The organism is Escherichia sp. HH41S, from assembly GCF_009820115.1.
GTDB lineage: Bacteria > Pseudomonadota > Gammaproteobacteria > Enterobacterales > Enterobacteriaceae > Escherichia > Escherichia coli_F.
Map to the genome: position 1 here is coordinate 302,684 of NZ_VNXE01000086.1, position 12,545 is coordinate 315,228.

Annotated in this window: 13 protein-coding genes and 1 other RNA gene; 7 read left to right on the forward strand and 7 right to left on the reverse strand. The window is 52.5% G+C overall.

All coding sequences use genetic code 11. The features are described 5' to 3' along the window. Positions 1-15: 15 nt before the first annotated feature. From ubiH to ygfB, 3 genes are read right to left on the reverse strand one after another with little or no spacing between them, the layout of a single operon-like run. Positions 16-1,194: a 2-octaprenyl-6-methoxyphenyl hydroxylase gene (gene ubiH / locus FQZ95_RS17420; protein ID WP_160530462.1), complete on the reverse strand. Its 1,179-nt coding sequence runs from the start codon at positions 1,192-1,194 to the stop codon at positions 16-18. Then, positions 1,191-2,516 carry a Xaa-Pro aminopeptidase gene (gene pepP, locus FQZ95_RS17425; protein ID WP_105276715.1) on the reverse strand — a complete coding sequence of 442 codons (1,326 nt, stop codon included), beginning with the start codon at positions 2,514-2,516 and terminating at the stop codon, positions 1,191-1,193. The genes ubiH and pepP overlap by 4 nt, the downstream gene beginning before the upstream one ends. 25 nt (positions 2,517-2,541) lie before the next feature. Then, complete coding sequence (gene ygfB, locus FQZ95_RS17430) at positions 2,542-3,120, reverse strand: UPF0149 family protein YgfB (protein ID WP_001295378.1); 579 nt, start codon at positions 3,118-3,120, stop codon at positions 2,542-2,544. A 167-nt stretch (positions 3,121-3,287) separates the two neighbouring features. On the opposite strand from ygfB, the gene zapA reads away from it, so the two are divergent. From zapA to FQZ95_RS17445, 3 genes are all read left to right on the forward strand, one after another. Further along, positions 3,288-3,617 (forward strand): cell division protein ZapA, encoded by a 330-nt coding sequence (gene zapA / locus FQZ95_RS17435; protein WP_001276008.1) that lies wholly within the window; start codon positions 3,288-3,290, stop codon positions 3,615-3,617. A 41-nt stretch (positions 3,618-3,658) separates the two neighbouring features. Further along, a non-coding RNA gene (gene ssrS / locus FQZ95_RS17440) (6S RNA) lies at positions 3,659-3,842 on the forward strand. A gap of 20 nt (positions 3,843-3,862) precedes the next feature. Further along, a complete protein-coding gene (locus FQZ95_RS17445; RefSeq protein ID WP_001604817.1) occupies positions 3,863-4,465 on the forward strand; it encodes a 5-formyltetrahydrofolate cyclo-ligase in 603 nt (200 codons plus the stop codon). 100 nt (positions 4,466-4,565) lie between these two features. Here the strand turns inward: FQZ95_RS17445 and FQZ95_RS17450 are convergent, their stop codons facing one another. The 4 genes from FQZ95_RS17450 to FQZ95_RS17465 form a co-directional block, all read right to left on the reverse strand. Next, positions 4,566-4,625, reverse strand: a complete 60-nt coding sequence (locus FQZ95_RS17450; protein ID WP_106883864.1) for a type I toxin-antitoxin system Ibs family toxin — start codon at positions 4,623-4,625, stop codon at positions 4,566-4,568. A 240-nt stretch (positions 4,626-4,865) separates the two neighbouring features. Continuing rightward, on the reverse strand, positions 4,866-6,098 hold the full coding sequence (serA, locus tag FQZ95_RS17455) for a phosphoglycerate dehydrogenase (protein WP_001151604.1): 1,233 nt from the start codon (positions 6,096-6,098) through the stop codon (positions 4,866-4,868). Positions 6,099-6,353: 255 nt separating this feature from the next. Next, positions 6,354-7,013 carry a ribose-5-phosphate isomerase RpiA gene (gene rpiA / locus FQZ95_RS17460; RefSeq protein WP_000189743.1) on the reverse strand — a complete coding sequence of 220 codons (660 nt, stop codon included), beginning with the start codon at positions 7,011-7,013 and terminating at the stop codon, positions 6,354-6,356. A 178-nt stretch (positions 7,014-7,191) separates the two neighbouring features. Continuing rightward, positions 7,192-7,377, reverse strand: a complete 186-nt coding sequence (locus FQZ95_RS17465) for a hypothetical protein (protein ID WP_088541714.1) — start codon at positions 7,375-7,377, stop codon at positions 7,192-7,194. 140 nt (positions 7,378-7,517) lie between these two features. On the opposite strand from FQZ95_RS17465, the gene argP reads away from it, so the two are divergent. From argP to scpB, 4 genes are all read left to right on the forward strand, one after another. Next, positions 7,518-8,411 (forward strand): DNA-binding transcriptional regulator ArgP, encoded by an 894-nt coding sequence (argP, locus tag FQZ95_RS17470; protein ID WP_001360955.1) that lies wholly within the window; start codon positions 7,518-7,520, stop codon positions 8,409-8,411. 203 nt (positions 8,412-8,614) lie between these two features. After that, a complete protein-coding gene (gene scpA, locus FQZ95_RS17475; RefSeq protein ID WP_105276716.1) occupies positions 8,615-10,759 on the forward strand; it encodes a methylmalonyl-CoA mutase in 2,145 nt (714 codons plus the stop codon). Further along, on the forward strand, positions 10,752-11,747 hold the full coding sequence (gene meaB / locus FQZ95_RS17480; protein ID WP_039021540.1) for a methylmalonyl Co-A mutase-associated GTPase MeaB: 996 nt from the start codon (positions 10,752-10,754) through the stop codon (positions 11,745-11,747). The genes scpA and meaB overlap by 8 nt, the downstream gene beginning before the upstream one ends. 10 nt (positions 11,748-11,757) lie before the next feature. Further along, on the forward strand, positions 11,758-12,543 hold the full coding sequence (gene scpB / locus FQZ95_RS17485) for a methylmalonyl-CoA decarboxylase (protein WP_000122080.1): 786 nt from the start codon (positions 11,758-11,760) through the stop codon (positions 12,541-12,543). The last annotated feature ends 2 nt before the right edge of the window (positions 12,544-12,545 follow it).

The following is a 12,545-nucleotide window of genomic DNA, read 5'->3' on the forward strand; positions in this document are numbered from 1 at the left end:
TCCTTAAAACCGCCTTCAACGCGCCACCCAACCGAGGGTGCGCTGCGCCAGCACATCGCGTGCCGGAGTGAATAATTCCATTGCCATCAGCCCGATGTTGCGCCCGACAACCAGCGGCGTCCAACGGTTGGCAAAAAGATGTACAAGGCTGTCCGTGACGCCGATGGTTGCTTCTCGATCGCTCTGCCGACGCTGCTGATAACGGCACAATACGCCGTAATCACCGATGTCATCTTCACGTGCCTGAGCCTGAGTCAGCGTTTCCGCAAGGCTCATCACATCCCGCATACCGAGGTTGAACCCTTGCCCGGCAATCGGGTGCAGAGTTTGCGCCGCATTGCCCACCAGCACGGTACGATGGGTAATAGGTCTGGCGGCGCGGGTTAACGCCAGCGGGTAAGCACTGCGTTTACCAGCGTGGGTAATTTTCCCAAGTCGCCAACCAAAGGCCGACTGGAGTTCACGGCAAAACGTCTCGTCGCTCCACGACAGCACCTCTTCGCGCCGTTCCAGTGGATGACACCAGACCAGCGAACAGCGTCCGTCAGACATCGGCAACATCGCCAACGGGCCATATTGTGTGAAACGCTCAAACGCCCGGCCTTCGTGCGCAACGGAAGTCGCAACGTTCGCAATCACGGCCAGTTGTTCGTAAGGCTCCTGCTGCCAGTCAACATCGCACGCGGTGGCTAACGCGGAATGGGTGCCATCAGCGGCTACCAGCACGCAGCCCGTCAGCGTCTCGCCACTCTCCAGCGTCACTTCAACGTGACTCTGAGCACGGGCAACGTTAGCCACGCGATCAGGGCAATGCAGCGTTACGCCAGGTGCTTTGCGCAGTAATGCAAACAGCCGTTGCCCGACATTATGCAATTCGACAACCTGCCCCAGCGCCGCCAGTTGGTAATCTTCTGCGGCGAGGGTGACGAATCCGGCATGACCACGATCGCTGACATGCACGCTGGTGATGGCGGTTGCGCAATCAGCCAGAGATTGCCAGACGCCGATGCGCGCCAGTTGCTGACAAGTACCCGCCGCCAGCGCAATAGCTCGTCCATCAAAGCCCGGATGAGCATGTGACTCTGGCGCGGTCGCTTCAATCAAATGTACCGGCAGCGCCCCGTGACTTAACCGGGAAATAGCCAGCGCCAGCGTCGCGCCCGCCATGCCGCCACCGACGATGATTACGCTCATTGCTTTCTCGCAGCTGCCATCAACGCTTCGATTTCTTCCGGCTTTTTCACCACGCTGGCGGTGAGGTTTTCGTTACCGGTTTCGGTAATCACAATGTCGTCTTCAATACGAATGCCGATACCGCGATATTGTTCTGGCACTTCTGCATCCGGCGCAATATACAGCCCCGGCTCTACGGTCAGTACCATGCCCGGTTCCAGAATGCGCGAGCGATCCTGACCATAAATACCAACATCATGGACATCCAGACCTAACCAGTGGCTAAGGCCATGCATAAAGAAAGGACGATGGGCGTTCTGAGCGATCAGTTCATCAACATCACCTTTCAGGATGCCGAGTTTTACCAGGCCGCTAACCATGATGCGCACCACTTCACCAGTGACTTCCTGAATGGAAGTTCCCGGACGATACAGCCGCAGGCTGGTTTCAAGAGACTCCAGCACAATGTCGTAGATTTCACGCTGGGCCTGGGTGAATTTGCCGTTGACCGGGAAGGTGCGGGTAATATCGCCCGCGTAACCTTTGTATTCACAACCCGCGTCAATCAACACCAGGTCACCGTCGCGCAGTTCACTCTCGTTTTCGGTGTAGTGCAGAATGCAGCCGTTTTCACCGCTGCCGACAATGGTGTTATAGGAAGGATAGCGCGCACCGTGGCGGTTAAATTCGTGGTGAATTTCGCCTTCCAGGTGGTACTCGAACATTCCCGGACGGCATTTTTCCATCGCCCGGGTATGCGCCAGGGCGGTGATTTCCCCCGCGCGGCGAAGTACGGCAATCTCTTCTGGTGATTTGAACAGGCGCATTTCATGAACAATGGGACGCCAGTCGATCATCGTTGCCGGGGCGGTGAGATTCTGTCGCGAACCTTTACGCAGTTTTTCAAGCGCGCTGTTCACGATTTCATCAGCATATGCATATTCGCCCTGGGCGTGGTACACCACATCCAGACCATTAAGTAGTTGATAAAGTTGCTGATTGATTTCGCTGAACGCCAGTGCGCGATCAACGCCCAGTTTATCCGGTGCAGCATCCTGACCTAAGCGGCGACCAAACCAGATCTCTGCCGTCAGGTCGCGTACGCGGTTAAACAGAACGCTGTGGTTATGAGTGTCATCACTTTTAATCAGCACCAGCACCGCTTCCGGTTCGTTAAAGCCGGTGAAGTACCAGAAGTCACTGTTCTGACGATAGGGGTATTCGCTGTCGGCGCTACGTGTTACTTCTGGTGCAGCAAAAATCAGCGCGGCGCTGCCGGGTTGCATTTGCTCCACCAGGGCCTGACGGCGACGCTGAAACTCTTGCCGGGATATCTCACTCATAACACTCTCCTTACGTTTTTTGTTTTTAGTGTAGAGTCGGTTTTTGTACTTCTGGCGCGGTCGGTTGCGGATGAGTAAAGGTGTCGTGGCATAACAGCGCGGCAACACGGACGTACTCGATGATCTCTTCAAGCGACATTTCCAGCTCTTCCTGATCTTCGTCTTCGTCGTAGCCCAGCTGCGCGATGTTACGCAGATCGTCGATGGCTTCACCGGTTTCGCCGGTCACTTTGTCCAGCTTCGGTTGCGTAACGCCAAGACCAAGCAGGAAGTGATTAACCCAACCTGCCAGCGCATCAGCCCGATCGAAAACGCTGACATCATCGCCATCAGGCAGATAAAGCTGAAAAAGGAAGCCGTCATCCTGCAGGGCATCGCTGGTAGCAGAGTGCATTTTGCGCAATGCCTGTGCCAGCTCATGACCGAAAGCCATGCCTTCGTTCGTCAGGTCGTGAAGCAGCGGCAGCCATGAGCTGTCATCGTTACCACCACATATCATCCCACTGATTAAACCATGCATCTCAGCAGGGGTCAGACCCGTCCCTTGTTGGTTCAGATACTGGTTCATTTCGTTGTAACCAGGCATTTCGTTCTGTATAGACATAAGCATTCGTCGTCAAAGGGAGGAATATTCATGATATGCTACCACTTTGGGCCCTGGTGGACCAGAAAAGGGCTTGTCTCTTCTCATCAGGGTAGCTATAGTGTCGCCCCTTCGCAGACCATGGGTCTAAAGACGAAGGCAGCGCAGTCAATCAGCAGGAAGGTGGCATGTCTGCACAACCCGTCGATATCCAAATTTTTGGCCGTTCACTGCGTGTGAACTGCCCGCCTGACCAAAGGGATGCGTTGAATCAGGCAGCGGACGATCTGAACCAACGGTTGCAAGATCTGAAAGAACGCACTAGAGTCACAAATACTGAACAGTTGGTCTTCATTGCCGCATTGAATATCAGCTATGAGTTAGCGCAAGAAAAAGCGAAGACTCGTGACTACGCGGCAAGTATGGAACAGCGTATTCGGATGCTGCAGCAGACCATAGAACAAGCGTTACTTGAACAAGGTCGCATCACCGAAAAAACTAACCAAAACTTTGAATGACACTTTTCGGTTTACTGTGGTAGAGTAACCGTGAAGACAAAATTTCTCTGAGATGTTCGCAAGCGGGCCAGTCCCCTGAGCCGATATTTCATACCACAAGAATGTGGCGCTCCGCGGTTGGTGAGCATGCTCGGTCCGTCCGAGAAGCCTTAAAACTGCGACGACACATTCACCTTGAACCAAGGGTTCAAGGGTTACAGCCTGCGGCGGCATCTCGGAGATTCCCTTCTTATCTGGCACCAGCCATGACGCAACTACCAGAACTCCCACTGACATTATCCCGACAAGAAATCCGCAAAATGATTCGGCAACGTCGTCGTGCGTTAACGCCGGAACAACAGCAGGAAATGGGTCAACAAGCCGCTACCCGGATGATGACGTATCCCCCGGTGGTGATGGCACATACGGTCGCTGTATTCCTCTCTTTTGATGGCGAACTCGACACCCAGCCACTCATAGAACAACTCTGGCGCGCCGGTAAGCGCGTATATCTTCCAGTTTTGCATCCCTTTAGTGCCGGTAATTTGCTGTTCCTGAATTACCATCCGCAAAGCGAACTGGTGATGAACAGGTTGAAGATCCATGAGCCAAAACTGGATGTGCGTGACGTGCTACCCCTTTCCCGATTAGACGTGTTGATCACACCGCTGGTCGCCTTTGATGAGTACGGTCAGCGCCTGGGAATGGGCGGTGGTTTTTATGATCGGACCTTACAGAACTGGCAGCGCTATCAAATGCAACCGGTGGGTTATGCGCATGATTGTCAGTTGGTGGAAAAACTCCCCGTTGAAGAGTGGGATATCCCACTTCCTGCGGTGGTTACACCGTCGAAAGTCTGGGAGTGGTAAGGGCGACACACCTGCATCGCCCTGATTGACATCGTTGATTCTTTAACCTAATTTAGTGAGTAAGGGTAAGGGAGGATGACTCCTCCCCTGTGACTGACTGTTAATAAGCTGGCAAACTTATGAGTAACAGTACAATCAGTATGATGGCAAGTCGCATCATAACCCTTCTCCTTCAAGCCCTCGCTTCGGTGAGGGCTTTACCGTTACAGCCCCATGCTGCCCTGCCATCGTAAACTCTCTTTAAATAAGCACAACGCATTGATCTGGCTTTGATTTATTTCTTCGAGCAGACTCGCAAAGGCAATTGCAGCGCACTACAAATGGCAGTGACATGCGCGGGAAAAGGGATAAAAAAACGGGCAAGTCAGTGACCTGCCCGTTAATTTTCAGAGAAGGGGAATTAGTACAGCAGACGGGCGCGAATGGTGCCCGGAATAGCTTTCATTGCCTGCAGCGCTTTTTCGGCAACGTCTTCGTCAGCTTCAATATCAATAACCACATAACCCATCTGCGCTGAGGTTTGCAGATACTGTGCAGCGATGTTAACGCCCTGCTCGGCAAAGATTTTGTTCAGCGCAGTCAGCACGCCCGGACGGTTTTCGTGGATGTGCATCAGACGACGCCCACCATGCAGTGGCAGCGAGACTTCCGGGAAGTTCACTGCAGAGAGCGTTGAGCCATTGTCAGAATACTTGATCAATTTACCCGCAACTTCCAGGCCGATATTCTCCTGCGCTTCCTGAGTCGAACCGCCAATATGTGGCGTCAGAAGGACGTTGTCGAATTCACACAGCGGAGAGGTAAATGGATCGCTGTTGGTCGCCGGTTCCGTCGGGAAGACATCGATTGCCGCACCTGCCAGGTGTTTGCTCGCCAGCGCGTCACACAGCGCCGGAATATCCACCACCGTTCCGCGCGAGGCATTAATCAGCAACGAGCCGGGCTTCATTAGTGAAATCTCTTTCGCGCCCATCATATTTTTGGTAGACGGATTCTCTGGCACATGCAAACTCACCACATCGCTCATATTCAGCAGATCAGAAAGATGCTGTACCTGAGTGGCGTTGCCCAGCGGTAGTTTGTTTTCAATATCATAAAAGTAAACATACATTCCCAGCGATTCAGCCAGAATGCCCAACTGTGTACCAATATGACCATAGCCGATGATACCCAGCTTTTTGCCGCGCGCTTCAAAAGAGCCAGCTGCCAGCTTGTTCCAGACACCACGGTGTGCTTTAGCGTTGGCTTCCGGTACGCCGCGCAATAGCAGGAGAAGTTCGCCAATTACCAACTCCGCAACAGAGCGCGTATTGGAGAACGGTGCGTTAAATACCGGGATCCCGCGTTTTGCAGCTGCATCCAGATCAACCTGGTTTGTTCCGATACAGAAACAGCCAATAGCGACCAGTTTTTCTGCGGCGTTGATCACGTCTTCAGTCAGATGGGTACGGGATCGCAGGCCGATGAAGTGGGCATCGCGGATGGATTCTTTTAATTGTTCATCATCCAGCGCGCCTTTGTGAAATTCGATGTTGGTGTAACCCGCTGCACGAAGGCTTTCAAGCGCCTTTTGGTGCACGCCTTCTACCAGCAGAAACTTAATCTTGTCTTTCTCCAGCGATACCTTTGCCATTTACCCAATCCTGTCTTTTGAAATGTTGTGTGCGGATTTGCATCCGCCTTTCAACATATCAAAAAATAATATTGCGGCAATATGAACGTTTGCGTCGCGATGTTGAGGAAATATCACGCAAAGGTATTTCTTGGATGAATATGCTGGTTCAGAGGATTTATTTAGAGCAATCGACAATAGCCAGGTAAAAACGTGACACATGTCACCAAATTTAATGAAGAGAATTTTTTTAACGGGGGAGGTTCCCCCGTCAGATCATTTCACAATGGTTTTGACACCGTCAGGTGTGCCAATCAGCGCAACGTCCGCGCCACGGTTAGCAAACAGACCAACAGTCACCACGCCTGGAATCGCATTTATGGCGTTTTCCATCGCTATCGGGTCAAGGATTTCCATGCCGTGGACGTCGAGGATCACGTTGCCGTTATCGGTCACCACGCCCTGGCGGTATTCCGGACGACCGCCCAGTTTCACCAGCTGGCGCGCCACTGCACTACGTGCCATCGGGATAACTTCTACTGGCAGCGGGAATTTGCCCAGAATATCAACCTGCTTAGAAGCGTCTGCAATACAGATAAATTTTTCCGCAACCGAAGCAATGATTTTTTCACGGGTCAGCGCCGCGCCGCCGCCTTTGATCATCTGCATGTGGCCGTTGATTTCATCTGCACCGTCGACGTAGATGCCAAGGCTGTCGACTTCGTTGAGATCAAAAACGTGAATGCCCAGGCTTTTCAGTTTTTCTGTGGAAGCATCTGAACTGGAAACAGCCCCTTCAATCTGGCCTTTCATCGTGCCGAGCGCATCAATAAAGTGTGCGGCGGTGGAACCTGTACCTACACCAACAATGGTGCCGGGCTGAACATACTGAAGTGCCGCCCATCCTACTGCTTTTTTCAATTCATCCTGCGTCATGATCGTTTCGCCTGTGGTATGAAATTTCACACGCATTATACTCTAAATAATTCGAGTTGCAGGAAGGCGACAAGAGAGTGAATCCCCAGGAGCTTACAGAAGTAAGTGACTGGGGTGAGCGAACGCAGACGCAGCACATGCAACTTGAAGTATGACGAGTATATACAAAAAAAGCGATTCAGACCCCGTTGGCAAGCCGCGTGGTTAACTCATCCATAAAATATCGCGCAATGGCGGGCATCCCCTTTCGCCCGGCAAATAAAGCATACAACGGTCTGGGTATGCCGCTCCACGGTGCGAACAGAGGCAATAACGCCACGCCATTCAACATAACCAGGGCGCGAACTCGCTGAGCGAAATGCAATAGCGCAAATCCCTGATCTTTTAAGCTGCGTGTTTAACCACTGATACAAATGTACCCGCCGACGGCTTCGGTATATGCAACCTGACGCAAAATTGTGTCATAGTGCAGGAAAAAGCATTTACCAGGAGCAGACAACAGCAATGAAACGCCCGGACTACAGAACATTACAGGCACTGGATGCGGTGATACGTGAACGAGGATTTGAGCGCGCGGCACAAAAGCTGTGCATTACACAATCAGCCGTCTCACAGCGCATTAAGCAACTGGAAAATATGTTCGGGCAGCCGCTGTTGGTGCGTACCGTACCGCCGCGCCCGACGGAACAAGGGCAAAAACTGCTGGCACTGCTACGCCAGGTGGAGTTACTGGAAGAAGAGTGGCTGGGCGATGAACAAACCGGTTCAACTCCGCTGCTGCTTTCACTGGCGGTCAACGCTGACAGTCTGGCGACGTGGTTGCTTCCGGCGCTGGCTCCTGTGTTAGCTGATTCGCCTATCCGCCTCAACTTGCAGGTAGAAGATGAAACCCGCACTCAGGAACGTCTGCGCCGCGGCGAAGTGGTCGGCGCGGTGAGTATTCAACATCAGGCGCTGCCGAGTTGTCTTGTCGATAAGCTCGGTGCGCTTGACTATCTGTTCGTCAGCTCAAAACCGTTTGCCGAAAAATATTTCCCTAACGGCGTAACGCGTTCGGCATTACTGAAAGCGCCAGTGGTCGCGTTTGACCATCTTGATGATATGCACCAGGCCTTTTTGCAGCAAAACTTTGATCTGCCTCCAGGCAGCGTACCCTGCCATATCGTTAATTCTTCAGAAGCGTTCGTGCAACTTGCTCGTCAGGGGACCACCTGCTGTATGATCCCACATCTGCAAATCGAGAAAGAACTGGCCAGCGGCGAACTGATTGACTTAACGCCAGGGCTATTTCAACGCCGGATGCTCTACTGGCACCGCTTTGCTCCTGAAAGCCGCATGATGCGTAAAGTCACTGATGCGTTGCTCGATTATGGTCACAAAGTTCTTCGTCAGGAATAATCCATCAAATAATGCCTGGTAATACATACCAGGCATCACCTCCAGTTCTTTTTGTATTCCTTGAATCACATCACAAAATAGACAAATCTCAGGCGGCAAAAAACGACGTCTGAATGCATTTTTTTTGCTGGCGACAAACCCACGTAAAAAGCTCACCGTAAGCGCAAATACCCTCATTTTGATTGCGTTTTATGGAGCAAATAATGTCTAACGTGCAGGAGTGGCAACAGATTGCCAACAAGGAATTGAGTCGTCGGGAGAAAACTGTCGACTCGCTGGTTCAACAAACCGCAGAAGGGATCGCCATCAAGCCGCTGTATACTGAAGCCGATCTCGATAATCTGGAAGTGACAGGTACCCTTCCTGGTTTGCCGCCCTACGTTCGTGGCCCGCGTGCCACTATGTATACCGCCCAACCGTGGACCATCCGTCAGTATGCTGGATTTTCAACAGCAAAAGAGTCCAACGCTTTTTATCGCCGTAACCTGGCCGCCGGGCAAAAAGGTCTTTCCGTTGCGTTTGACCTTGCCACCCACCGTGGCTACGACTCCGATAACCCGCGCGTGGCGGGCGACGTCGGCAAAGCGGGCGTTGCTATCGACACCGTGGAAGATATGAAAGTCCTGTTCGACCAGATCCCGCTGGATAAAATGTCGGTTTCGATGACCATGAATGGCGCAGTACTACCAGTACTGGCGTTTTATATTGTCGCCGCAGAAGAGCAAGGTGTTACACCCGATAAACTGACCGGCACCATTCAAAACGATATCCTCAAAGAGTATCTTTGCCGCAACACCTATATTTACCCGCCAAAACCGTCAATGCGTATTATCGCAGACATCATCGCCTGGTGTTCCGGCAACATGCCGCGATTTAATACCATCAGTATCAGCGGTTACCATATGGGTGAAGCGGGTGCCAACTGCGTGCAGCAGGTAGCATTTACGCTCGCTGATGGGATTGAGTACATCAAAGCAGCAATCTCCGCTGGGCTGAAAATTGATGACTTCGCTCCTCGCCTGTCGTTTTTCTTCGGCATTGGCATGGATCTGTTTATGAACGTCGCCATGTTGCGTGCGGCACGTTATTTATGGAGCGAAGCGGTCAGTGGATTTGGCGCACAGGATCCGAAATCACTGGCGCTGCGTACCCACTGCCAGACCTCAGGCTGGAGCCTGACTGAACAGGATCCGTATAACAACGTTATCCGCACCACCATTGAAGCACTGGCTGCAACGCTGGGCGGTACTCAGTCACTGCATACCAACGCCTTTGATGAAGCGCTTGGTTTGCCTACCGATTTCTCAGCACGCATTGCCCGCAATACCCAGATCATCATTCAGGAAGAATCAGAACTCTGCCGCACCGTCGATCCACTGGCCGGATCCTATTACGTTGAATCGCTGACCGATCAAATCGTCAAACAAGCCAGAGCCATTATCCAACAGATCGACGAAGCCGGTGGCATGGCGAAAGCGATCGAAGCAGGTCTGCCAAAACGAATGATCGAAGAGGCCTCCGCGCGCGAACAGTCGTTGATCGACCAGGGCAAGCGTGTCATCGTTGGTGTCAACAAGTACAAACTGGATCACGAAGACGAAACCGATGTACTTGAGATCGACAACGTGATGGTGCGTAACGAGCAAATTGCTTCGCTGGAACGCATTCGCGCCACCCGTGATGATGCCGCCGTAACCGCCGCGTTGAACGCCCTGACTCACGCCGCACAGCATAACGAAAACCTGCTGGCTGCCGCTGTTAATGCCGCTCGCGTTCGCGCCACCCTGGGTGAAATTTCCGATGCGCTGGAAGCCGCTTTCGACCGTTATCTGGTGCCAAGCCAGTGTGTTACCGGCGTGATTGCGCAAAGCTATCATCAGTCTGAGAAATCGGCCTCCGAGTTCGATGCTATTGTTGCGCAAACGGAGCAGTTCCTTGCCGACAATGGTCGTCGCCCGCGCATTCTGATCGCCAAAATGGGCCAGGATGGGCACGATCGCGGCGCGAAAGTGATCGCCAGCGCCTATTCCGATCTCGGTTTCGACGTAGATTTAAGCCCGATGTTCTCTACACCTGAAGAGATCGCTCGCCTGGCAGTAGAAAACGACGTTCACGTAGTGGGCGCATCTTCACTGGCTGCCGGTCATAAAACGCTGATCCCGGAACTGGTCGAAGCGCTGAAAAAATGGGGACGCGAAGATATCTGCGTGGTCGCGGGTGGCGTCATTCCGCCGCAGGATTACGCCTTCCTGCAGGAGCGCGGCGTGGCGGCGATTTATGGTCCAGGTACGCCTATGCTCGACAGCGTGCGCGACGTACTGAATCTGATAAGCCAGCATCATGATTAATGAAGCCACGCTGGCAGAAAGTATTCGCCGCTTACGTCAGGGTGAGCGTGCCACGCTCGCCCAGGCCATGACGCTGGTGGAAAGCCGTCACCCGCGTCATCAGGCGCTAAGTACGCAACTACTTGATGCCATTATGCCGTACTGCGGTAACGCCCTGCGACTGGGCGTTACTGGCACACCCGGTGCGGGGAAAAGCACCTTTCTTGAAGCCTTTGGCATGTTGTTGATTCGTGAGGGATTAAAGGTTGCAGTTATTGCGGTCGATCCCAGCAGCCCGGTCACTGGCGGTAGCATTCTCGGAGATAAAACCCGCATGAATGACCTGGCGCGTGCCGAGGCGGCGTTTATTCGCCCGGTACCATCCTCCGGCCATCTGGGCGGTGCCAGTCAGCGAGCGCGGGAATTAATGCTGTTATGCGAAGCGGCGGGTTATGACGTAGTGATTGTCGAAACGGTTGGCGTCGGACAGTCGGAAACGGAAGTCGCCCGCATGGTGGACTGTTTTATCTCGTTGCAAATTGCCGGTGGCGGCGATGATCTGCAGGGGATTAAAAAGGGGCTGATGGAAGTGGCAGATCTGATCGTTATCAACAAAGACGATGGCGATAACCATACCAATGTCGCCATTGCCCGGCATATGTACGAGAGTGCCCTGCATATTCTGCGACGTAAATACGACGAATGGCAGCCACGAGTTCTGACTTGTAGCGCACTGGAAAAACGTGGAATCGATGAGATCTGGCACGCCATCATCGACTTCAAAACCGCGCTAACTGCCAGTGGTCGTTTACAGCAAGTGCGGCAACAACAATCGGTGGAATGGCTGCGTAAACAAACCGAAGAAGAAGTACTGAATCACCTGTTCGCGAATGAAGATTTCGATCGCTATTACCGCCAGACGCTTTTAGCGGTCAAAAACAATACGCTCTCACCGCGCACCGGCCTGCGACAGCTCAGTGAATTTATCCAGACGCAATATTTTGATTAAAGGAATTTTTATGTCTTATCAGTATGTGAACGTTGTCACTATCAACAAAGTGGCGGTCATTGAGTTTAACTATGGCCGAAAACTTAATGCCTTAAGTAAAGTCTTTATTGATGATCTTATGCAGGCATTAAGCGATCTCAACCGGCCGGAAATTCGCTGTATCATTTTGCGCGCGCCGAGTGGATCCAAAGTCTTCTCCGCAGGTCACGATATTCACGAACTGCCGTCTGGCGGTCGCGATCCGCTCTCCTATGATGATCCGTTGCGTCAAATCACCCGCATGATCCAAAAATTCCCGAAACCGATCATTTCGATGGTGGAAGGTAGTGTTTGGGGGGGCGCATTTGAAATGATCATGAGTTCCGATCTGATCATCGCCGCCAGTACCTCAACCTTCTCAATGACGCCTGTAAACCTCGGCGTCCCGTATAACCTGGTCGGCATTCACAACCTGACCCGCGACGCGGGCTTCCACATTGTCAAAGAGCTGATTTTTACCGCTTCGCCAATCACAGCCCAGCGCGCGCTGGCTGTCGGCATCCTCAACCATGTTGTGGAAGTGGAAGAACTGGAAGATTTCACCTTACAAATGGCGCACCACATCTCTGAGAAAGCGCCGTTAGCCATTGCCGTTATCAAAGAAGAACTGCGTGTACTGGGCGAAGCGCACACCATGAACTCCGATGAATTTGAACGTATTCAGGGGATGCGCCGCGCGGTTTATGACAGCGAAGATTACCAGGAAGGGATGAACGCTTTCCTCGAAAAACGTAAACCTAATTTCGTTGGTCATTAATC